Here is a 22,605-nt window from a genome sequence, read left to right as displayed (position 1 = left end):
TTACTATTTTACATTATATTTTAAATTTGTCAAATCCTCATTATACACAATTCGACTTTTTTTGTTAACATCCTTCTTATTTTTTTATTTTTTTATTATTTAATTCTATCTATATATTTATTATACGTTATTTATCTACAATTTTAAAATATCACATATTTTTTGAATTAAATATGTCTTTTGCAGATTAAATCTATTCTTATATAATTTTTCCTATTTTAATATAAATACCCTTATTTTTTAATATTAATTAAATTAATTTTAGCAAAATAAAAAAAGAGGTAATTACCTCTTTTTTTATAAATTAATTGAATTCATTAAATCTTCAAATTCATTAAAGTGAAGTGACTGCATACCATCTGATAATGCATTTATAGGATCTGGGTGAACTTCTACCATTATACCATCAGCACCTGCTGCAAGAGATGCTATAGACATTGGTTTTACTAAATATCTTACTCCAGTTGCATGAGATGGATCAACTACAATAGGAAGACCTGTCTCCTTTTGTATTATAGGTACAGCTGCTAAATCTAATGTATTTCTAGTATAATCATTATATGTTCTAATTCCTCTTTCACACATGATTATTTTTTGATTTCCACCTATGGCAATATATTCTGCTGCTCCTATCCACTCACTTATAGTAGATGATAAACCTCTTTTTAACATAACAGGCTTATCTTGTTTACCTACTTCAGTAAGTAAACTAAAATTTTGCATGTTTCTAGATCCAATTTGAATTATATCAGCTACTTCATATAGTTTATCTAATTCTCTTGCATCCATAAGTTCAGTTATAACAGGCATTCCTGTTTCTTTCTTAACTGCTTTTAATATTTCTAATCCTTCTTCTTTTAATCCTTGGAATGAATTAGGAGATGTTCTAGGCTTATATGCTCCTCCTCTTAAAATATTTGCTCCTTTTGATTTAACAAATTTAGCTGTTTCTAAGAGTTGTTCATAACTTTCAATAGCACAAGGTCCTGCCATTACAAGCTTATTTTCCTTTACTATTAGCTTAGAGTTTTTATCCGTATTTATCTCAATCCTTATGTTGTCATCAAACAAATTTTTCTTCATCGCCTACGTACTCCTTTACTTGTTCTCTCTCCTCACAAGTTAGCGAATTTAAGTATTCCTCTATAGTTTTATTTTTAATTTTTAATTTTTTATTTAAATCCATAAGAGGGATAAGCACAAATGCTCTCTCACTTATTCTTGGATGAGGTATGTATAAATTTTCATCCTTCAATATTATATCATTGAAAAATAATATATCAATATCTATAGTTCTTGGTCCCCATCTTATAATTCTTTCTCTATTTAACTTTTGTTCTACCTCATGACAAAACTCAAGCAAGTCATATTCATTTAAACTTGTTTCTATTTCTAAGCACATATTTAAAAAATCTGCTTGGTCAGTATATCCCCAAGCCTTTGTTTCATATATCTTAGATTTTTTTAAAACTTTTATTTTACTGTTATTTTGTATTAATTCACAAGCAGAGTCTAAGTAATTAAGTCTATCCCCCATATTTGTTCCAAGACCCAGATATACTTTATTCATCTTTATTTCTCCTTATTTCAACGCCGAAATAGTCATATATTCCATTTACTGGAGCCTCTGGCTTTTTAACTCTAACCATTATGCCTTTAACTAAATCAAACTTCTCAAGTACTTCTTTAGCTATATTTTCTGCTACTGCTTCGATTAAATTAAATCTCTTATTTTCTACAATTTCTTTTACTACAACATATACATCAGCATAACTTACTGATTCATTCATATTATCACTTATTCCTGCTTTTTTTGTGTCTACATTTAATTCTATATCAATAAAAAACTTTTGACCTAATACACTTTCTTCCTTTAAAACACCATGATATCCATAAAAACCTAGGTTATTCATTAATATTTTATCCAATTTAATACCTACTTTCTATATATAGCATCAGCCATTTTTGCTGCCATTAAATTTTCCTTAACATCATGCACTCTTACTATAGAGATACCATCTCTAATACCTAAAACTGTAGTTGCTATAGTTCCTTCTAATCTTTCTTTTGGCTCTACATTTAATACATGTCCTATTACTGACTTTCTAGATGTTCCTAAAAGGATAGGATACCCTAATGAATTTAATTCATCAAGTCTTCTTAATACTTCTAAATTTTGTTCAACATTCTTTCCAAATCCAATACCTGGATCTAGTACTATTTTTTCTTTTTTTATGCCTGCATTAAGTCCTATTTCTATACTTTCTAATAAGGATTTTTTCATTTCTTCTATAATATCACCATCATAATTAGTACCATCTTGGTTATGCATTATACAAACGTGTGCATCATATTTTGCAATAGTACTTGCCATATCTTTATCCTTTTTTAGTCCCCATATATCATTTATCATTTCAACACCTAATTTTAAAGCTTCATCGGCAACCTTAGCTTTATATGTGTCTACTGATATGGGAACATTTACTTCTTTTTTTAATTCCTTTATAACTGGAATGATTCTTTTTATTTCTTCGTCAGCTTCAACATATTTATGACCTGGTCTTGTTGATTCTCCACCTAAGTCTATTATATCTACACCTTCTCTTACCATTTCTTTAGCACGATTTATAGCTTTATCTATATTATTAAAGTCACCGCCATCAGAAAAACTATCTGGTGTAACATTTAATATTCCCATTATATAAGTTCTCTTTGAGTAATCAAACATTTTTAATCTCCTATTACTTCATAGTTATTAAGCTCATAGCTTCTGCTCTAGCCGCTATGTCTTTTTCAAATATACCTCTTACTGCTGATGTTATAGTTTTTGAACCTGGTTTTTTAACACCTCTCATAGTCATACACATATGTTCAGCTTCAACAACAACTATAACTCCATAAGGTTCTAATTCTTGCATTATTATATCCGCTATTCCCTTAGTTATTCTTTCTTGTAATTGTGGTCTTTTAGCGAATGTTTCAACTACCCTTGCCAATTTTGAAAGACCTGTTAATTTACCGTCTTTAGGTATATATGCTATATGAGCCTTTCCAAAGAAAGGAACTATATGGTGTTCACAGCATGAATAAAAAGGTATATCTCTAACTAACACTAATTCTTCATGACTTTCATCTTGGAAAATTACTTTTAAATGCTCACTTGGGTCTTGATGAAGACCTGCAAATATTTCTTCATACATTCTAGCTACTCTATCTGGAGTTCCTATTAGCCCTTCTCTATTTGGATCTTCTCCTATAGCTTCTAATATGTCTCTTACAGCTTTTCTTATTTTATCTTTATCTACCTTGCTCATTGGTTTAGCCCCCTTGATTAGTAAGTTATTTTTATGTTTTTGCTTACTTTTATATTATTAAATGCGTAATTATACACATTTAGTAAGTCTTCATATTTTTTTGTTTTTAGCGTTTGTTCAACTAAATTATATAGATTTATATCTTCTTTTTTTAGTGTACTAAGTAGTTTTTTATCTTTAGGTACCCACTTATTGTTTATAGTAAAATACCCAACTATTATATCTTTTAAATATAAATTCGTCAAAAACTCAAATTCAAAAAAATCTATTTTACTATTATTATTTATTCTATCTAGATTACCTTTTATTTGAGATTTTAAAAACTCTTTTTCGCTTTGTGAAAGTTTTTTAGGCCCTTCGCTTAGCTTTTTTTTACATATGCTTATTAAGTCTTTTGCTTCATCATTTAAATCGTATAATATTTTTGGATTTGACATTTCTTTTAAGAAAAAATACTCTCTTGAATCTATTAACTTATAAATACCTTCTTTTGAAAAAATATTTATATCAAATTCTAAGTTATCTATAGTTTTTATAATTCTAGTTTGAGTATTCCCCTTACTAACTATTACAAATATATCAAAATCATTTATAATCATACTACTATTTTCTATATCTATACTCTTAGAAGAACCTACTAAAAATACACTTTCTGTATTTTCATAACTTATAATTTTTTCTATTTCTTTAGTATATATGTCATAAACCCTATTTCCCATTTATTTCTCCTAATTTCTATTTATATATTTTATCTTTATATGCTTTTGTTATTTTATCAAATAATTCATTTCTATTATTGAATTTGATACCTTCTATCTCAATAACTTTCATCATTTCCATTATGCTATTTGTTATAAATACAAAGTCAAATTCTTTAATTTCATCTATGTTTATATTAGTTTCTACTAGTTGTATATTCAATTCGCCACAAATTTCTATAATCCTTCTTTTTACAGTTCCACTAAGTATAGGAAATTTATCACTTATAGTAAATATCTGTTTATCTTTAATGAAAAATATATTGCTCATAGAACATTCTAGTATGTTATCTTCTGCATCTAAAAATATACCATCATCATATCCATTTTCAGTAGCATAATTTTTAGTATATATATTTTCAAAGTAATTAGTAGTTTTATGTCTATGTATTATACTATCTCCTCTTCTTATAGGGGATATATTTAATCTAAATCCAACTTCATACATTTCTTTGTTATATAGTATATTTCTAACCGATATATTATATCCTTCATCGAATACTGTTAATCTTAAGGCTTTATTTTCAATATTATTCTCTTTAATATATTTTAATATTTCTTCTTTGTAAAATTCTTTATCATTATTAATTAAAATGTTTAACTCACTAAGTGAGTTAAACATTCTATCTATATGTATATCTATATCTATTGGGCTTTTATCTACTTTTATAGTTTCAAAAACCCCTATTCCAAATTTAGCTAAACTGCTAGAAAAATTCACATTATTCTTCATAATAGCCTCTTAATGCTTTCATTATAGATTTTGCTTTATCTAATGTTTCTTGGTATTCATCTTCTGGATTTGAATCCCAAGTCATACCTCCTCCAACTTGGAAGTATACTTTCTTATCTTGTTTTATAATAGTTCTTATTGCTATATTTAAATCCATATCACCATTAAAACCTATATAACCTATAGAACCTGTATATATATTTCTTTGAGTAGGTTCTAATTCATCTATAATTTCCATAGCTCGAATTTTAGGTGCTCCTGTTATAGATCCTCCAGGGAATGTTGCTTTTATAACATCCACACAACTTCTGTTATCATCTAGCTCTCCAACTACTGTTGAAACTAAATGATTTACATTTGCATATGGTTCTATTATAAATAATTCAGGTACCTTTACCGTTCCTATTTTAGATATTCTTCCTATATCATTTCTTTCTAAATCTACTATCATAAGTAGCTCTGCTCTATCTTTTTCACTATTTCTAAGTTCTTCTTGTAATCTTAAATCTTCCTCTTTTGTTGTTCCTCTTGGTCTAGTTCCCTTTATAGGTCTAGTTTCAACTTTTTTATCTATACATTTTATAAATCTTTCTGGAGAGTTAGATAATACATTAGTATCTTCAAAGTTTAAAAAAGCTCCAAATGGTGCTGGACTTATATTTCTTAAATCTCTGTAAAGTTCATAACTAGAAAGTGTAGTTTCTCCTTCAAACCTTTGAGTAAGATTTGCTTGGTATATATCACCTTGTTTTATGTAATCTTGTACTTTTCTAACTGAATTCATAAATTCTTCTTTAGTAAAGTTTGATTTAAGTTTTATAGGATTAACTTCTATTTTTTCATAACATATAGTGTCTATTCCCTTTTTAGTAGCTTCACCAATTCTTTTTTCTATATCAAGGGCTATTTTTCCCTCTTCCTTTTCATTTAAATTTGGTGTGGCTATATATGTCTTTTCTTCTAAGTGATCTATGACTATAACCCAATTGTATAAGCCAAAATATAAATCATAAACATTTGTATCATCTTTTGCAGTCCTAGGCAATTTTTCCATATAATTTCCTAAATCATAAGATAAATATCCAACTGCTCCGCCAATAAAAGGAAGGTGTGTATTATTTTCAACTTTATATTTATTTAATTCTTCTTGTAGATTATCTAGTGGGTTATTCTCTGTATTTTTGTATTTAATAATCTTAAATGGGTTACTACTTATAAATGAATATCTACCTAGTTTATTAGGGTCCATTGCACTATCTAATATAAAACTATTACTATCATCTTTAAATATAGTAAATATTTCAAATGAGTTTAATTTAGTATCTATTAATTTTATCATTATGCTTGTCCCCCTAATCTAGCTTCGTTTATAAAGTTCTTAAGTATGTCATGCCCTTGTTCTGATAAAATAGCTTCTGGGTGAAACTGTACCCCTTCTATTAGATATTTTTTATGTCTAATTCCCATTATCTCATTTTCATTTGTGATTGCAGTTACTTCTAGTTCTTCTGGAAGATTTTTTGTATCAACTACTAAAGAATGATATCTAGTTACATTTAAAGGATTATTAAGACCTTTAAATACTCCTTTATTTGCGTGGTTTATGCTATGTACTTTTCCATGTACTGGCTTTATAGCTTTTATAACATTAGCACCAAATGCATATCCTATAGTTTGATGACCTAAACAAATACCTAGTATTGGCTTTTTACCTTTAAAATAATTTACAACATCAATACATACTCCTGCTTCATTTGGTGAACATGGTCCTGGTGATAAAACTATAATCTCTGGATTTATTCTTTCTATTTCTTCTATCGTTACTTCATCATTTCTTTTAATTATGATTTCTTCACCTAGTTCACCTATATATTGTACTAAGTTATATACAAAAGAATCATAATTATCAATCATAAGAATCATATCTATTGCCCTCCCCTAAATACTACTTTTTATTATGTTTATTCTCTTTAAGTATCTCCTATATACAATATTAATTATATATTTTTATAGAAATCTATGTCAATATAGTCATCTTTGGTCTAATTTTTTATATTTATTTATATAAAAAAAGAGAAGCTATAAACTTCTCTTTACTACTTTATATCCACTATTATAATATTTTTCTTTTTTACCTTTTTGTTTTCTAGCCTCTATTAATTCTTTAATATGATTTATATAATCATCGTCATCTGAAATTCTAACAAGACTAGATAAATAATATACATCTGTGCTTTTAGGTATTTTTTTATTTATAACCAAATCTATTGCCGTTTTTGCTGCTTCAAAATGTTTCAAATGTGTATGACCTTCTTGAAAATCCTTTTTAGTATTATATACAACATATCCTTCTTTTACTTGAAATATTATAAAACCTTTTTTTTCATATATTTTATTATACATATATTAAATCAATCCTTTTCAAGATAGTCTTTAATATATGTATATTATCTCTTTAGTCAATTGTTTCGTTTTTTTATTATTTTTACATTATTTTTAAATTATTTTTTAGATATATCTTAATAGTAAAGTGTATATATTATAAATTATTGCTATATATTATTATTTCATATATATTAGCTACTTTCTATCATTTCTGATACAGTTACAAATTTATATCCTTTTTCTATCATCTTAGGTATTAGTATATCTAGAGCTTCTACAGTGTTATTAGTTGCGTAATCATGTAGTAATACTATATCTCCATTTTTTACATTGTTTATTATTGTATCTGCTATTTTATATGCTTTAGGATTTTGCCAATCTCTTGCATCAACAGTTGTCCAAAGTACTATTTTATATTTATATTTACTTGCTATTTGACCTAAAGTTTTTTGATTATAACTTCCGTATGGTGGCCTAAATAAAGTAGGCTTTACCCCTACAACCTCTTTAATTATTTTTTCACATTTTACTATTTCATCTTCTAATTGTTGTTGACTTAAATTACTTATATCTGGATGATTAAATGTATGATTTCCAATCTCATGTCCTTCTTCTTTAGCTCTAATAATAGGCTTTGGATACCAATTAACATGTTTTCCTGCTACAAAGAATGTTGCTTTAACATTATATTTTTTTAATACATCTAACACTTCATTGGTTTCTTTTGGATGTGGACCGTCATCAAAAGTAAGCGCTATTAATTTTTTATCTCTTGAACCATTTTTTATAAATACTTTATCATTACAACTTACTGGATTTTTTAAACTAGCAATTAGCATTATACTTATTGCTATTGTCATAACTTTTATTATGCTATGCTTCATATTATGTCTTCCTTTCAGATTATATTATCTATAAAAGTTTTGAGTGTAATAAATATTATAATCTCCTCCAAATTCAACTCCTACTCCTATACTATTATAATTACCTAAAATATTTTTTCTATGTCCTTTAGAATTCATTAATGCTTCATGAGCATATATTGCACTAGTTTGACCTGCTGCAATATTTTCTCCTGCACTTATATATTTAATACCTTCTTCATTCATCCTATCAAAAGGTGTTTCATTTTCTTTATTAATATGATCAAAGTAGTTTTTATCTACCATATCTAAGCTATGTTTTTTTGAACTTGTAGTAGCCATTTCACTGTATTTTAACTTATTTAATCCATTTTTTGCTCTCACGCTATTAGTTAAATCTATAACTTGCATTTCAAAACTCTTTTTTAATTTTTCGCTTGGGCTTGCATATATAGATTTCATATCACTTTCATTTTTAGAATCTATAACTTGATATGAACATATTTTATATTCATCATGTATATCATAAAAGAATGTTATATATTTATTATTTATCTCTATTATGTCATATTGACCTTCCGAACTAATAATATATTTAATATTTCCTTTTTTCTTATATTCTATAGGTGTATACAACTTCCTTACATCATCTCTTTTATCACCTATATTTATATTTTCTGTTTCACATGAATTTAATGAATTACTATATATTCCTTTGACAACTTCATCTTCAATACCTACCATAAAAAAATTATTATAATCATTATTATATATATACCAATTAAATCCATATTCACTTTCATCTATTCTATCTGGTTGACCAAATAACGATAATAATTTTTCTTTACGCTCTCCAATTTTTATATTATAAATGTCTTTTGTATTACTAATATTTATAGACTTATTATTAACATTATTATTTGCATCTATCTCTTTTTTGCTATTATCTATATTTAAATTAAAAAGTAATAAGCTTGTTATTACTCCTCCTATTAATAATATACTTTTCAATGTATCACTCTCCCATACAGTTTATATTAGGATGATAGACATCTTTAAAATTATCATACATAATATATACTATATGTGATAATTTTAATAAAAAAATAACCTAGCGTTAAATAACGTAGGTTATTTTATATAAGAAAATATTTCATCCAGTGTTCTATTACATATTGATGGTTTATCAAATTTCCAAGTGCCTTCATATACCAATTCATCATCTATATAAAATATTCCAACACCATGCTTTTTCCCATGTGCAAATTCACCTTCATATCTTTTTCCATTTGGCCATATATAGGTTCCTTTACCATGAGCTAAATTATTTTTCCATTCTCCTTTATATATAAGTTCTTTTTCATGATCATAGCACTCGCCAATACCCTCCATTTTATTGTATTTAAACTCTCCAAAATATATACATCCATCACTCCATGTATATACTCCTACACCATGTCTTTTCCCACTACACCACTCACCTATATATTCATTACCATTACTATATACCATTTTTCCTATTCCGCTCATTAAATCTTCTTTAAACTCACCTATATACATATTTCCATTTGTAAATATGCATTCTCCATTTCCATCTTTCATATTATCTTTAAACTCACCACTATATTCTATTCCTTCTAAAAATGTATATATTCCTTTTCCGTTCATCTTTCCATCTATAACTGTTCCTATATATACATCTCCATTTGAAAAATTGTATACTTTACTAACTGGTCTTCTTGGTTTTATATCACTTTCAATTGTATTCTCTTCTTCTATCGCTTTAACTTCTTCTTCAGTAGCAACTTCTTTTTTCTTTGTCTTTAGCTTTTGTATAAATTTTACTTCTCTTTTTATATTATTTATAAACTTTACATACTGATTATATATATCAAAATATTCATTAGATAAACTCATATTATGCTTCTCCTATCAAATCTAAATTTATTATAGTCTAAACTTATTATATATTATAAATTATATACTTTTCTATATATTTTTAAATATAATAGATTTACATAAAATAAGATATGTTAATAAATTTATATTGCTAAAAAAGGGTATATCTATTTGATATACCCTTTTTATAACCAATTTGTATAATCCTAGTGATCAAAACCATTTTAATCTACCTATAATTTGACAAATCCAAATACTTTTATATATTTAACTATAGAGTTAAGTATATTTAATCATTCTCATATATATTTTTTTACTCATATTTATTTTAACTTTATAAGTACTTTTCTTTAAATCCTCTACCCTTAACCTCACTTACATCATTTACAGATATAAATGATTTTTTATCATATTTTAAAGCAATTTCCTTTATCTTAGGTATCTCATTTGATGATACTATACAGTATATAAGCTTTTTCTTCTCATGAGTATATGCACCTTCAGCTTCTAAGAAGGTTACACCTCTATGAAGTTCACTCATTATCTCTCTTGCTATACTATTGCTTTCTCTAGATACAACCATAACTGACTTTTGATAATTCATAGCATCTTTCACAAAGTTCATACAGTATGCACTTATAAACATACCTATTAATGTGTATAATGCTAAATCCATACCAAATAATACTCCGCCTATAGATACAATTAGTATATTTATAGATAATGTTGTATCTTTCATAGGAATATTTTTCTTAAATTTTAATATTGCAGCTAATATATCTGTACCACCTTGTGATGATTTTGTTCTAAATACAATACCACTTCCAATTCCTGATAATATCCCTCCATAAACACTTTGAAGTAATATATCATTTATAGGTATATATTGAGCTATATCTTGAGTTATACCTAGTAAAAAAGAAAATATCATCATGTTTATTAAACTAGATATACAAAATTCTTTTTCTAAGTATATAAACCCTAATATAAATATAGGTATATTTATTAAAAATGTTAAAAGACCTATATTTATTCCAGTTAAGTAATTTATAGCTGTAGAGGCACCTGGTACTCCCCCACTTAATAGATGTGCTGGTCTTAAAAAACCATTGACACCTATACATGCTATAATCATTCCACCTATTACCACTAAATATCTAAAAAAAGCATTATCTTCTAAAGTGGTGTTAACTTTGCTCATTTTGTTCTCCCTTCAATTCGACCTAAACAAATTACCTAATAAATCAATAGGTAATTTAAATTATGCTTCTCTTTATTCATTGCACATGATATATTATATTATTTTTTTTTAATATGTCTAGTTAATTTTTTTTACCTATTTTACTTTTTTTTAACTTTTGAATAATTATCAAATTATTTAGCAATAAAAGATTTAAACGAATAATTTCTTGCATAATATATAAATACTGAACAATTTAATACACAATAAAAGGCAAGAAACTTATTTTGTTCCTTGCCTTTTATTGTGTATTATATACTTTTTAATTTGAAAATATTTTATTTCAGCCTTCATTTTTTGATATTTTAGTATATATATTTTCATTTATAAGAAAAAACTTTTTATATCATATTGATTATTATAGGTATTAATATGACTGTAATTATCCCAGATATACCTATAGATAATCCACTCATAGCACCTTCTATTTCTCCTAATTCTAAAGCCTTTGATGTTCCAAGTGCATGTGCTGATGTTCCAAGTGCTATTCCTTTTGCTACAGGATGTTTTATTCTTCCAAGCTTAAATACAAGCTCTGCCATTATAGCACCAAGTATACCTGTAAATATTATTGCCACTACAGTTATAGACTCTATACCATTTATAGTATTAGTAAGAGATAATCCCATAGGTGTCGTTATAGATTTAGGTATTAAAGAATTTATTATACTAATATCTGCATCTGTAAAACCAGCTATTATCTTTATAGAAATAAATGATACTACTACACCTGTAGTTATACCTACTAATATTTCTAGTATATGTTTTTTAAATAAGTCAAATTGCTTATATAATGGTACTGCTAATATAACCGTTACAGGCCCTAAAAAGTAATTTATACTATCTGCACCTTTTTTATAACTTTCATATGGTATCTTAGTTATATTTAAAAATAATATAATTCCAACTATTGCAATTAAAAGTGGATTCATTAAAGCACTTTTAGTTTTCCTTTGTATATAAAGTCCTATGTTAAAAAATATTATAGTTATTACTATCCCAAATATAGGTGTGTTTAAAACATTATACATGACTAATTCTCCTTAACTTTGTTTTTAATCATCTTTTCTACTACTATTCCAGTTATGTACATAACTAAAATAGTACTAAAAAATATAGTTATTAGTAATACAAATACATTTTTTTCAATAAGACCTAACGATCTTATAAGTGAAACCCCTGCCGGTATGAAAAATAAAGCCATATTATCTAGCAATAGATTACCTATATCTTCAAGCTTGTCCACTTTTATTATATTGGCTTTTAAAAGTATAAATAGTAATATCATACCAACTATACTACCCGGTACAATTACTATATTTTGTATGAATGAGCTTATGTACTCACCTAAAGCCCATACACCTAGTATTAATACTAATTGATTAAATAATTTCATTTTTGCCTCCTTTAATTCTGACTAAATCTTTAATGAAATTGTAAAGGGAGTTACAATACTCCCCCCGTATAATACTTTATCATATTTTTAGATATTTTCAAATTTATAATAGTAATTTTCCATACTTATCTATATAATTGTTATTTTTTCCATTTATTATTTCAGAGTATCCATCTTTAAAATCAGATAGAGATTCATATATTGGAAGTATCTCTATATCACCACTTTTATTTATAAATCCCCATTTCCCACATTTATTATTATTTATTCCTCTTATGAGTGAGTTAGTATCTATATTAAACCTACCTAACCCTTCTTTAAAGCTACAAGCATAGTCAAATATAGCATCTATAACTACATCACCATTTTTGTTTATATATCCCCATTTTTCATTTATACATACAGCTGCTAATCCTTCGCTAAATGGCTTTGCTTTATCAAACTTAAAATCAATCTTTAATTTCCCATATTTATCTATATATCCCCATTTATTATTATTTCTAACAGCTGCTAATCCTTCACTAAAGTCTGTTGCTATTTCATATGTAGGTTTTATTATAAACTCCCCTTTTCTATTTATATAGCCATACTTATTTTTATATTCTACTAATGAAGTATTATCTTTAAATTGATTTGCATAAGTATATTTTGGAGCTATAATCACTTCTCCATTAGAGTTTATATACCCCCACCTCTTATTTATTTTTATATTAGCTAAACCTTCACTAAAATCACCCGCACATTCATATTTAAAATCTATGGCTAAATCTAAATTTTTATCTAAATATCCATATTTATTGTAGGCTTTGGCTCTAGATAATCCTTCATTAAAATCAGATATACTATCTATGTGTAAATAGACTTTAGTATTTCCTAATTTATCTATATACCCAAATATCCACCTATTGATTCCTCTTATTTTTTTTATATATGTAATGACACTATATCCATCTTTTAGTCGCTCTGATACATACTTGAATTTAGGCCTTACAATAACATTGCCTTCTTTATCTACAAATCCATATTTTCCATCCCTAAGTATCGGGAGAAAAAGCTCTTTATTATCCATACTTATCCTCCTCGCTAAAACTTAATATCCCCTTCTATAAGTTTATTTAAAGGTAGTATTATATATGATTGTGATTTGTAAGATAATAAAAAATAAAACTACCTATTGGTAGTTTTATTTTTCTTTTAATATATCATTAACTTTTGAATTGTTATACATACTATCTGGTACTTCATTTTTTAGCCCATAGAATGTGTTTTTTGCATCTTTTAAGTCACCCATTTTATAATAAAGCATTCCTAATTGGTAAAATGCATCATCATAATATTGATCATTCTTTGTATAAGTATTTATATATTTTTTATAATATTTTACAGCTTCATCATCATTACCTATCTTTTCATTTAATAATGCTAACTGGTATACAGCTTCTGATATATATTTCTTACTTTTTCCTTGAGATACAATATATTCGAAGTTTTTTATAGCCTCTTTATAATTTTTATCCTTAGACTCATCAACTGCTTTATTATATAAAGTTTCCTCATCAGAAACTATAACTTGTGTATCTTCTTTTTTATTTTCGCTTTTTGCATTATCTAATTCTTTTTCTTTCTCTTTTATTTCTTGTTCTTTTTCATTTAGTTTTTTATCAGCTTTATCTAGTTCTTGCTCGTGATTACTTAATTTCTCATTTAATTTATCAATTTTATTTTTGCTATACATATGATATGCACCTAATGCCAAAAGTAAACATACTCCAAATATTAAAAATGGCTTACTATTCTTAGACTTTTTCTTAGGCTTAATATCTTCTTTTTTCTCTTCTTTATCTTCCTTCTTATTTTCAAACAAAGGATTATCTTTATCTACTTCTCTTAATCTACTTAGATAATGTTCTCTCTTTTTAACGTTACCTATCTTATCATATATTAAAGAAAGTATTATATATGGCTCTATTAAATCTGGGTCATCATCTATCATATTTTCAAGTATATGTATTGATTCTTGATTCATCTCCTCATTAATAAATCTTATAGAGTGATTATATCTACCTAAGAATACTTTAAATTCATCAGATGATAACATATCTACATACTTTCTAGATAGTTCATTGTTACCATAACACATAGCAGTGTAAAAACTTTCAAAAGCCTTAGCAAAATCACATTTTAATAGAGTAAGTAATCCTTTTAAATTAAGTATATCTACATCTTTTGGATTTATCTCTATAGCTTTTTCTATTAATTCATAAGCACTAGTTAAATATCCCTTTAAAGATAAATCAAGTGCATTATTATACCTTTTATATGATTCTAACTTTAATTCTTTTGAAGTATCTTCTGAATTACTCTTTAGTGTATTTTGTAAGTTTAATATTGTTTCTTCTTTATAGTTATTAGTTACATAACTTTGCTTTAATGCCTTTAATGTCTCATTCGTTTCTTCTTCATCTATATTAAAAAATGTCAAATCACTTTTGTTATCTTCAACTAAAGATATATCTAAAATTTTTCTAGGCATTTGCTTTATATCTTTTTTGATAATTTTACCTAAAATCATATTCTCCTCCTAATTTAAATATATATTCTAAGATAACACATTTAACACTACAAGTCAAAGATATACATATTTTCATATTTTTAGGCAAATTATTATAAAAAAAGATAACCTACGTTATAGGCTATCTTTTTTTAACTAATATTATAATCTTTCTTAAGATACACTTGGTGTGTCTGGATTAGGATTTTGTTCTGGTGGTGGTGTTAAAGCTTCTGGTTGTACAGGTTTTTGTTCTTGTTGATTTGGTTTTTCTGGTCTTACAGGTTTTTGTTCTGGTGTTTTAACCTCCATAGTTCCAACAGCGATAACACCTTGCTTTTTAGGATAATATGATGTATATACTTTTTCTTTTTTTAGCACTTCTCCATTACTGTTCTTATATACTCTGTAAGTTGATACTGTATATGCATTTCTTGCTTTTTCTAATTGTTTTTCTTTCCCTTTTGGAAGAGTTGGATCATCGACTCTTTTTATAGGAGCTTGAGATACTCCATCTATGTTAGTTAATATATCTACATTTTGCTTATCTGATTTACTACCATAGATTTGACATATAACTCTATTTCCTGATACATAATTTTTTAAATATATAGGCTGCTTTAAGTTATTTTTAAATACAAAGTCTATTCCTCCATCAGTTACAGTTGCATCTCTCCCTTTTGCTACATATGTAGATGGTATAGAATGATTTTTAAGTTCTACAATTTCTAATCCTGAATATAACACCGTATTATATAGTGTAGATGATACCTGACAAACTCCACCTCCTACACCTTCTTGTACTACTCCTTGTACTATAACTGGTGCATTTTTATAACCATTTGATACAGTTCTCATTAAAGTATTTTCATTGTATGAAAATGTCTCACCAGGCATTAGCAATTTATCACTAGTTCTACTTGCTGCTAATTTTATATTAGTTGTTCTACCAGCTACTGATGAATCAAATTTGGTAGAATAGCTAGCTAATAATGTATCTATATGTTGTATATCCTCTTTTTTTACATTCTGATTAGTAACTTTTACTGCTAAATCTTCTTTTTTATTGCCTTTTTTAAGTTGACTAATTATATTTTCTACACTCTTATTTACATCAACTTCTTGTCCTTTATGTCCTGATAATACCTCTACTTTCGAGTTATTTATATCTAATTTTGCATCTTCCATATCAATATTTATATCCTTAGATATATCTTTAACGCATTTTATTAATTTCTCTTTATTATAGTCTATTTTAAGCTCAAGGTTATTTTTTGCTCCGAAATTTGCTTTTATAGTTTTTTTAATATTATCTATCATAGAATCTTCTCTATTTATAGATAGTGCCTCATTAATAGTCTCGTCTAAACTATATTTTAAATCTATATCTTTACTATTTATTTTCCATAACTTATCTGAATATGAAATGTATATTTGTTTTATGTCATATTTTTTATTTAGTACATCTTTAGCTTCTTCTCTTGTCATATTTCCTATTGATATGCTGTTAACATATGTGTTTTTAAGTATTTTATTTCCGTTTATTTGAAAACTTATAAAACCTATAAAAACAATTATCCCCAATAATATTACACCCGCTGCAGCGTATACATATTTTTTTACATCTTTCATGTCTTACTCTCCTCAATCTCCCATTTTTCTCACATATTATTACTTAGCTATAAGGTTTATATATCCTCTTTTATATTTCAATATTTTAAAAAAAGTGTGTTAAAAAACACACTTTTAATATTCTTTAATCTCTTTTTGAGAAATTATATAAACTTTTTCACTATACATATTTATCATAAAAGCTTCTTTAGGTCTAAAGAATCCTTTATTTACAATTTCATAGTAATATAAGCCTTCATTTCCCTTTAATATATTTTCTAATCCTTTTTCATCTTCTACATATCTGTCAGCTTTATTTTTAGATACTTCATATATTTCTTTGTACTTTTCGTCATTTTTTTCTAATTTATTTTGAAGTATAAATTTAGCTTTTTCTTCACTTATTGCAAATTGTACTTTTCCTGAATTATCATATCTAAAATACCCATTACAGTAAGTGTTTTTGTAATCTTTATTACTATCCTTATATGAATATATTTCCTTTGTTTTCGCATTTACTAGTATTTCATCGGTTAACATTCCATACTCTAACACTTCAACACAATAATATTTTTCACCATCTATCATTTGGTAGTAAGAATTTATAGATAGGCTATTTTTAGATATGTTTCCTTTTTTAGATATTAAATTAATAATATCATCTGCTGATAATGTGTATATTGATAATTTTTCCTTATACTTTTTCTCTAAATTTAGTATATTTTCATCATCTGGATAATATTTTTTTACATACTCTATGTATCTTAATGCACTTTCATAGTCTCCATCTTTGTTACTTTCATCAGCCTTTTCTATATAATCATCATACATAAGGTCTATACATTCATCTTTTTCTTTTTGTGCTTTTTTATAATATTTATCATCTTTGTCTAGTACTTTATCATAATCTTGTATTGCTTCATAATACATGTGGTTTTCTTTGTTTTCATTTGCTTTTTCATACACCAATCTAGATTCATGTATTTGTTCTATATTACTTTTATATCCATCTAATTCATTTGAAATTCCATTTAGAGTAGATGCCATACTTATATAAGATAAAGCTGTATCATAATCTGTATTTTCTTCCTTATACATATCAGATACTCTTTGAGATTGTTCTATTATACGACCTACATCTACCTCAATATTTTCTATTGCATTTATGGTATTTATCATACCTACATATTGTTCCTTTGTAATTTCTTTATTTACGTATTTATCTCCACTTTCAAGAAGTAATTTATTTATCTTTTTAGATAATGTTTTATCAATTCTTTTCATTTTAGAATCAGAAAATTTCTTTTCGTAGTTAGAGTAATTGTCAATAGCTATATTGTATCTACGATTTTCTATATTTTCCAATAATGTATCAACCTCTTTTTGTACGCTTAATTCATCACTACTTATGAAAAATACTATAACTAATACTATTACACCTAATACTGATAATGAAATTGTGATTATATTTTTTTTATATATATCTATAAAATCTACACATTTATAAAATAATTCTTTAAAATTCATTATCGTTTCCTTTCCTATTTAGTTTTTATGTAAATATCATTATTTATTATATCATATATGTATATCTTTAACCATATTTTATATTATTAGTAAATATATGTATTTTAATTGTTTATAAATAAAAATAAGTCAATATAATGTCTATAAAACTTTTTAAATACATAATATTGACTTATTTTTTTATTTATATTAAAAACACAATGCTTATATCATCCTGACTTTTTTGCTTGCTTAACTTACTTAGTCGCTGTTTGTAAGTTCTTTTTAGAACTTCCCTAGAAAATACACTCTTATTGTACATATATATTGTATCATTAAGGCTTTTGTACAATTCATTTTTATTGTCAAAAGACTGCTCATATCCATCTGTAAATATAATAATATTTTCTTTGTATTTATTTATTTCATCATCTATATAATACATAATATTTTTATATGAATCTATTCTTCCTAAAGAATCAACTGTATCACTTTTTCTAGTTTCTAATACTTCTTTAAACTCAGTATCATCTTTTATTATAATATTTCCATCTCCTATTTTTAAATATAGCCTAAATCTATTAGTTACCAACACTGCTATTAATGTTGTAGAATATTTTATATATTCTGTTTTAAAAACTAATGGATGAAATCTTTCAAAATCTAACTTAACTAAATCCATCCATTTTGATTGAATTTCCATTTGTATTTTTTTTTCTTCTAGCATATTAACTAAATCTTTTGTATCTAAATCTGCCAAATCTTTAAGCATGCCTACTGCAATATTACAAGCTATTTTAGCTCCTCTATCACTATATTTGAAAAAATCATTACTATGGCCATCAGACACAGCAAAAACTATTCCTTTATCAAAAAAATCGAAATCTAAATAATCTTGAGATTTCGATTTTTTTAATATATTTTTATAACCAGTTACCATTTCTGAAAATATATTGTATTCCATAAGCAACCTCTCCTATAATTGTTCTTAATTATCTTTTATTATAGGTTTTATATATTTATAACTAAAATTTTATTTTCTTAAGTAAAATTTTAACTTTATTTAAGTGACTTTATCTATTACCCAAAAGTTCTTTTTTGCTACCGTGTAAAGTGGTATCATTACTTTTTAACCTATTACTATAAATTCAATAATTATGCATAATTTATAAATAGATATAATAATTAATAAGCAAAAAAAGACACCATAGTTTATTTTATTGTGCCTTTTTAAATCATTTTAATATTAAGATATTTTTCTTTTTGCTTTAACAACTTCTTTTGTATTTCCTCTTTTAATATTTTTACTCTTGCTAACTTTAGTCTTTTGTATATGTTTTTTATTTTTAAATATTCTATTGTAGTCTACAACTACTAACATAACTGTTAAACATAAAGTTAATCCTGTAAATAACATAAAGTAATATTCTAACCCTATAAACACTCCCATAATAGCATTTAACAGTATAAGTCCAAATGTTATAACAAAAGATATAATAGATGATAGAACTAAAACCTTAAATATACTTTCTATCTTTCTTAGGATAGATTTCAACATTCTCACCCCGTATAATAACAAATCTTTACATTTATCTATCTTTAAATATATCAAATATGCACATAAATAGCAATTCTTATTAGTTATTTTTCTAAAAGTATTTACAATTATATTTTCTTCGTAACAATATCACCCCTTAATTAATAAAATATAATTAGGTTATATTTTATTAATTAAGGGGTGATATATATGCCATGCCTTCCAAGTTTAGGATCGAAAGCTCCTGATTTTAAGGCTAACACAACATTTGGACCTATAAAATTATCTGATTATAATGGTAAATGGGTAGTTTTATTTTCTCATCCTGGAGATTTTACTCCAGTATGCACTACAGAATTTCTATGCTTTGCTAAGTACCATAATGAATTTAAAAAAAGAAACACAGAATTAATAGGCCTAAGTGTTGACAGTAATGCGTCTCATCTAGCTTGGATGTATAATATATTTACTATGACAGGTATTGATATTCCTTTTCCAGTTATAGATGATAATGATAAATATGTAGCTAAGCTATACGGTATGATTTCAGAACAAATGAGTAATACTTCTACAGTACGATCTGTTTTTATAATAGATGATAAACAAATACTCAGAACTATACTTTACTATCCTCTCACAACTGGTAGAAATATTCCTGAGATTTTAAGAATTATAGAAGCACTTCAAACTAGTGATAAAGATAAAGTAGTAACTCCTGCTAACTGGTTTCCTGGTATGCCAGTCATAACACCATCTCCTAAAACTTATAAAGAGTTAAAAAATAAAATTAAAAACTGTGAGAAAGAATATGCGTATATGGACTGGTATCTTTGCTTTATGCCTGATAAGGATAGACCAACTATTAATGTAAAACATAATAAAGATGTATTTATAAAATCTAAAAATACTAAAAAGTGCCAAAGACCTGAAATAACAGACCCAGATAAACAGCCTGCTATAAGTTGTCCTGATGTTAGTCCAATAGTTATGGAGTATGTATTTGGTAATCCTGGAAACGTAGATCCTAATCTACTTGATGCTGTAATCTATGCATTCGTAGAAATTAATGAAAATGGAACATTACGAGTTCCTACTCCTAATTATTTAAATCAACTTATAAGTCTTAAAAATATTAAGCCTACTTTAAAAGTTATTGCTGCCATTGGTGGATGGGGAGTTGAAGGTTTTTCTGATGCTGCTTTAACTCCTGCATCTAGATATGCATTTGCTAGAGAAGCAAATAAGCTTATAAAGCAATATAATTTAGATGGTATTGATATTGACTGGGAATATCCTGGAAGTAGTGGTGCGGGTATAAAATCTAGACCTGAAGATAAAGAAAATTTTACACTTTTACTAACCGCTCTAAGAGATGTTATAGGAGATAATAAGTGGTTAAGTGTTGCTGGTACTGGAGATATTGGTTATATAAATAGAAGTGCTGAAATATCTAAAATAGCTCCTTTAATAAACTATTTTAATCTAATGAGTTATGATTTTACAGCTGGAGAAACAGGTGAGAATGCTAAGAAACATCATGCTAATTTATATCCTTCTAATTTATCTTTAAGAGGATATAGTGTAGATTCTATGGTACAAAATTTAATAAATGCCGGTATGCCTCGTGAAAAAATACTACTTGGGGTTCCTTTTTATGGTAGACTTGGAGCTGCAATTACAAGATCATATGATCAACTTAGAAGGGATTATATAAATAAAAATGGTCATACAGTAATGTTTGATAGAGATGCTAAAGTACCTTATCTAGTAAAAGATGGAGAGTTCTCAATGTCTTATGAGGATACCCTTTCTATTTATATAAAAGCTCTATATGTATTAGATAATTGTCTTGGTGGCATTTTTTCTTGGACATCGACATATGACCAGGCAAATATTTTGGCAAAAGCTATGTATGATGGTATAAATAGACCTTCTTTTGTTTTAGCTGAATTAGAGGATTTTGGATTAAGTTAAAAATAAAGTCTTGCAAAATACTTTGCAAGACTTTTATATTCCTATAGCTTTCTTTGCTAATTTATCAGCTTCATCGTTATATTTATTACCACTATGTGCTTTTACTTTTACAAACTCAACATTTAACTTATCTTTTATATTATCATAAAATTTCTTATATTTGGTAGTTCCTTCTTTATTAGTTTTCCATAATCCTAAGCACCATTTCTCTATTCCTTCATAATCAAAATATAAAATCAAATTATTTATGTTATTATCTATACAATAATTCATCGCAATCTTTGCAGCTTCTATTTCACCTGCGACATTTCTCATTCCAACTAAATCTTTATCATTTCCTTTTTTGCTATAAGTTTTTATAACTTCTTCATTTTTTATTATAACTACCCCTGAACCATATTCTCTTATTGAATGTTCATAACTACCATCAACATAAGCTTTTACAAGTTCTTTTCCCTCTTGTATTTTTACACCACTTTCACCATATATATATGATTTTGCTTCCTCTATCGTAGTAAAACTTTTATACTCAGCGCCTGAAAAACCATTTATTTGTTCCTTACATTCATTCCATGTATTATATATACCATTGTTTCTTCCTTTTCTTACTGCATAAAACTTAACCTTAGCCAAATTTTTCACTTCCTTTCGTATAACTATTTATATAAAATTTATATTTTTCTAAATCATACATTTAATAACTATTCTATAGTAAAATAAGTAGTTTTTAAAGACTTATTATTTTACATATTATTGTGAAAATTTTCTTAAATTTTTTATTCCTAAATATTTCATGCTTTATTTTTTTTTAATTTATGGTATAATCTTTATTATCAAA

The 22,605-nt window shown here is 26.1% G+C and carries 24 protein-coding genes; 1 reads left to right on the top strand and 23 read right to left on the bottom strand.

All coding sequences use genetic code 11. The features are described from left to right. Positions 1–297: 297 nt before the first annotated feature. The 22 genes from aroF to ABHC41_RS09190 all read right to left on the bottom strand — a co-directional run bounded on the left by aroF (position 298) and on the right by ABHC41_RS09190 (position 19,814). Entirely contained in the window at positions 298–1,083 is a 786-nt protein-coding gene (gene aroF, locus ABHC41_RS09295) for a 3-deoxy-7-phosphoheptulonate synthase (RefSeq protein ID WP_166505727.1), read from the bottom strand. After that, positions 1,064–1,570: a 2-amino-4-hydroxy-6-hydroxymethyldihydropteridine diphosphokinase gene (folK, locus tag ABHC41_RS09290; RefSeq protein WP_092924942.1), complete on the bottom strand. Its 507-nt coding sequence runs from the start codon at positions 1,568–1,570 to the stop codon at positions 1,064–1,066. The genes aroF and folK overlap by 20 nt, the downstream gene beginning before the upstream one ends. Then, positions 1,563–1,928 carry a dihydroneopterin aldolase gene (gene folB, locus ABHC41_RS09285; protein WP_092924940.1) on the bottom strand — a complete coding sequence of 122 codons (366 nt, stop codon included), beginning with the start codon at positions 1,926–1,928 and terminating at the stop codon, positions 1,563–1,565. The genes folK and folB overlap by 8 nt, the downstream gene beginning before the upstream one ends. Before the next feature lie 8 nt (positions 1,929–1,936). Next, complete coding sequence (gene folP / locus ABHC41_RS09280; protein ID WP_092924938.1) at positions 1,937–2,728, bottom strand: dihydropteroate synthase; 792 nt, start codon at positions 2,726–2,728, stop codon at positions 1,937–1,939. Between the two features lie 13 nt (positions 2,729–2,741). After that, positions 2,742–3,314 (bottom strand): GTP cyclohydrolase I FolE, encoded by a 573-nt coding sequence (folE, locus tag ABHC41_RS09275; protein ID WP_092924936.1) that lies wholly within the window; start codon positions 3,312–3,314, stop codon positions 2,742–2,744. 17 nt (positions 3,315–3,331) lie between these two features. Next, positions 3,332–4,033, bottom strand: coding sequence for a hypothetical protein (locus tag ABHC41_RS09270; RefSeq protein ID WP_092924934.1), 702 nt, complete (start codon positions 4,031–4,033; stop codon positions 3,332–3,334). A gap of 16 nt (positions 4,034–4,049) precedes the next feature. Further along, positions 4,050–4,805: an aminotransferase class IV gene (locus ABHC41_RS09265; RefSeq protein WP_092924932.1), complete on the bottom strand. Its 756-nt coding sequence runs from the start codon at positions 4,803–4,805 to the stop codon at positions 4,050–4,052. After that, entirely contained in the window at positions 4,795–6,144 is a 1,350-nt protein-coding gene (pabB, locus tag ABHC41_RS09260) for an aminodeoxychorismate synthase component I (RefSeq protein WP_092924930.1), read from the bottom strand. The genes ABHC41_RS09265 and pabB overlap by 11 nt, the downstream gene beginning before the upstream one ends. Then, positions 6,144–6,728 (bottom strand): aminodeoxychorismate/anthranilate synthase component II, encoded by a 585-nt coding sequence (locus tag ABHC41_RS09255; RefSeq protein WP_092924928.1) that lies wholly within the window; start codon positions 6,726–6,728, stop codon positions 6,144–6,146. The genes pabB and ABHC41_RS09255 overlap by 1 nt, the downstream gene beginning before the upstream one ends. 156 nt (positions 6,729–6,884) lie before the next feature. Then, a complete protein-coding gene (locus ABHC41_RS09250) occupies positions 6,885–7,208 on the bottom strand; it encodes a hypothetical protein (RefSeq protein WP_092924926.1) in 324 nt (107 codons plus the stop codon). Between the two features lie 173 nt (positions 7,209–7,381). Further along, the gene (locus ABHC41_RS09245; protein WP_195237430.1) at positions 7,382–8,074 is read right to left on the bottom strand and encodes a polysaccharide deacetylase family protein; all 693 of its coding nucleotides are present in this window, start codon (positions 8,072–8,074) and stop codon (positions 7,382–7,384) included. A gap of 24 nt (positions 8,075–8,098) precedes the next feature. Continuing rightward, positions 8,099–9,064 carry a CAP-associated domain-containing protein gene (locus tag ABHC41_RS09240; RefSeq protein WP_166505731.1) on the bottom strand — a complete coding sequence of 322 codons (966 nt, stop codon included), beginning with the start codon at positions 9,062–9,064 and terminating at the stop codon, positions 8,099–8,101. Between the two features lie 120 nt (positions 9,065–9,184). Beyond that, positions 9,185–9,970: a hypothetical protein gene (locus tag ABHC41_RS09235; RefSeq protein ID WP_195237429.1), complete on the bottom strand. Its 786-nt coding sequence runs from the start codon at positions 9,968–9,970 to the stop codon at positions 9,185–9,187. Positions 9,971–10,286: 316 nt separating this feature from the next. Then, positions 10,287–11,153 carry a YitT family protein gene (locus tag ABHC41_RS09230; protein ID WP_195237428.1) on the bottom strand — a complete coding sequence of 289 codons (867 nt, stop codon included), beginning with the start codon at positions 11,151–11,153 and terminating at the stop codon, positions 10,287–10,289. Between the two features lie 380 nt (positions 11,154–11,533). After that, positions 11,534–12,223, bottom strand: a complete 690-nt coding sequence (locus ABHC41_RS09225) for an LrgB family protein (RefSeq protein WP_092924916.1) — start codon at positions 12,221–12,223, stop codon at positions 11,534–11,536. Positions 12,224–12,225: 2 nt separating this feature from the next. Further along, positions 12,226–12,588 (bottom strand): CidA/LrgA family protein, encoded by a 363-nt coding sequence (locus ABHC41_RS09220; RefSeq protein ID WP_092924914.1) that lies wholly within the window; start codon positions 12,586–12,588, stop codon positions 12,226–12,228. Positions 12,589–12,691: 103 nt separating this feature from the next. After that, positions 12,692–13,657: a WG repeat-containing protein gene (locus ABHC41_RS09215; protein ID WP_092924912.1), complete on the bottom strand. Its 966-nt coding sequence runs from the start codon at positions 13,655–13,657 to the stop codon at positions 12,692–12,694. Between the two features lie 114 nt (positions 13,658–13,771). Then, the gene (locus ABHC41_RS09210; protein ID WP_243240000.1) at positions 13,772–15,160 is read right to left on the bottom strand and encodes a tetratricopeptide repeat protein; all 1,389 of its coding nucleotides are present in this window, start codon (positions 15,158–15,160) and stop codon (positions 13,772–13,774) included. Positions 15,161–15,313: 153 nt separating this feature from the next. Continuing rightward, on the bottom strand, positions 15,314–16,771 hold the full coding sequence (locus ABHC41_RS09205; protein WP_195237427.1) for a VanW family protein: 1,458 nt from the start codon (positions 16,769–16,771) through the stop codon (positions 15,314–15,316). A gap of 114 nt (positions 16,772–16,885) precedes the next feature. Then, a complete protein-coding gene (locus ABHC41_RS09200; protein ID WP_166505733.1) occupies positions 16,886–18,277 on the bottom strand; it encodes a UbiD family decarboxylase in 1,392 nt (463 codons plus the stop codon). Between the two features lie 184 nt (positions 18,278–18,461). Continuing rightward, entirely contained in the window at positions 18,462–19,220 is a 759-nt protein-coding gene (locus ABHC41_RS09195) for a protein phosphatase 2C domain-containing protein (protein ID WP_092924907.1), read from the bottom strand. Between the two features lie 282 nt (positions 19,221–19,502). Further along, positions 19,503–19,814, bottom strand: a complete 312-nt coding sequence (locus tag ABHC41_RS09190; RefSeq protein WP_141664380.1) for a hypothetical protein — start codon at positions 19,812–19,814, stop codon at positions 19,503–19,505. A gap of 189 nt (positions 19,815–20,003) precedes the next feature. On the opposite strand from ABHC41_RS09190, the gene ABHC41_RS09185 reads away from it, so the two are divergent. Beyond that, entirely contained in the window at positions 20,004–21,767 is a 1,764-nt protein-coding gene (locus ABHC41_RS09185; protein WP_092924903.1) for a peroxiredoxin, read from the top strand. Between the two features lie 33 nt (positions 21,768–21,800). Here the strand turns inward: ABHC41_RS09185 and ABHC41_RS09180 are convergent, their stop codons facing one another. Further along, a complete protein-coding gene (locus tag ABHC41_RS09180) occupies positions 21,801–22,409 on the bottom strand; it encodes a ribonuclease H family protein (RefSeq protein WP_334292230.1) in 609 nt (202 codons plus the stop codon). Between the last annotated feature and the right edge of the window lie 196 nt (positions 22,410–22,605).

Source organism: Romboutsia sp. 1001216sp1 (assembly GCF_039841805.1).
GTDB lineage: Bacteria > Bacillota > Clostridia > Peptostreptococcales > Peptostreptococcaceae > Romboutsia_C > Romboutsia_C hominis.
This window is presented reverse-complemented; position numbering and strand designations above follow the sequence as displayed.

Excerpts from the sequence above, each read along its gene's own strand:
- aroF (WP_166505727.1), bottom strand. The coding sequence starts at position 1,083 with ATGAAGAAAAATTTGTTTGATGACAACATAAGGATTGAGATAAATACG.
- folK (WP_092924942.1), bottom strand. The coding sequence starts at position 1,570 with ATGAATAAAGTATATCTGGGTCTTGGAACAAATATGGGGGATAGACTT.
- folP (WP_092924938.1), bottom strand. The coding sequence starts at position 2,728 with ATGTTTGATTACTCAAAGAGAACTTATATAATGGGAATATTAAATGTT.
- folE (WP_092924936.1), bottom strand. The coding sequence starts at position 3,314 with ATGAGCAAGGTAGATAAAGATAAAATAAGAAAAGCTGTAAGAGACATA.
- ABHC41_RS09270 (WP_092924934.1), bottom strand. The coding sequence starts at position 4,033 with ATGGGAAATAGGGTTTATGACATATATACTAAAGAAATAGAAAAAATT.
- ABHC41_RS09265 (WP_092924932.1), bottom strand. The coding sequence starts at position 4,805 with ATGAAGAATAATGTGAATTTTTCTAGCAGTTTAGCTAAATTTGGAATA.
- pabB (WP_092924930.1), bottom strand. The coding sequence starts at position 6,144 with ATGATAAAATTAATAGATACTAAATTAAACTCATTTGAAATATTTACT.
- ABHC41_RS09255 (WP_092924928.1), bottom strand. The coding sequence starts at position 6,728 with ATGATTCTTATGATTGATAATTATGATTCTTTTGTATATAACTTAGTA.
- ABHC41_RS09250 (WP_092924926.1), bottom strand. The coding sequence starts at position 7,208 with ATGTATAATAAAATATATGAAAAAAAAGGTTTTATAATATTTCAAGTA.
- ABHC41_RS09245 (WP_195237430.1), bottom strand. The coding sequence starts at position 8,074 with ATGAAGCATAGCATAATAAAAGTTATGACAATAGCAATAAGTATAATG.
- ABHC41_RS09235 (WP_195237429.1), bottom strand. The coding sequence starts at position 9,970 with ATGAGTTTATCTAATGAATATTTTGATATATATAATCAGTATGTAAAG.
- ABHC41_RS09230 (WP_195237428.1), bottom strand. The coding sequence starts at position 11,153 with ATGAGCAAAGTTAACACCACTTTAGAAGATAATGCTTTTTTTAGATAT.
- ABHC41_RS09225 (WP_092924916.1), bottom strand. The coding sequence starts at position 12,223 with ATGTATAATGTTTTAAACACACCTATATTTGGGATAGTAATAACTATA.
- ABHC41_RS09220 (WP_092924914.1), bottom strand. The coding sequence starts at position 12,588 with ATGAAATTATTTAATCAATTAGTATTAATACTAGGTGTATGGGCTTTA.
- ABHC41_RS09215 (WP_092924912.1), bottom strand. The coding sequence starts at position 13,657 with ATGGATAATAAAGAGCTTTTTCTCCCGATACTTAGGGATGGAAAATAT.
- ABHC41_RS09210 (WP_243240000.1), bottom strand. The coding sequence starts at position 15,160 with ATGATTTTAGGTAAAATTATCAAAAAAGATATAAAGCAAATGCCTAGA.
- ABHC41_RS09205 (WP_195237427.1), bottom strand. The coding sequence starts at position 16,771 with ATGAAAGATGTAAAAAAATATGTATACGCTGCAGCGGGTGTAATATTA.
- ABHC41_RS09200 (WP_166505733.1), bottom strand. The coding sequence starts at position 18,277 with ATGAATTTTAAAGAATTATTTTATAAATGTGTAGATTTTATAGATATA.
- ABHC41_RS09195 (WP_092924907.1), bottom strand. The coding sequence starts at position 19,220 with ATGGAATACAATATATTTTCAGAAATGGTAACTGGTTATAAAAATATA.
- ABHC41_RS09190 (WP_141664380.1), bottom strand. The coding sequence starts at position 19,814 with ATGTTGAAATCTATCCTAAGAAAGATAGAAAGTATATTTAAGGTTTTA.
- ABHC41_RS09185 (WP_092924903.1), top strand. The coding sequence starts at position 20,004 with ATGCCATGCCTTCCAAGTTTAGGATCGAAAGCTCCTGATTTTAAGGCT.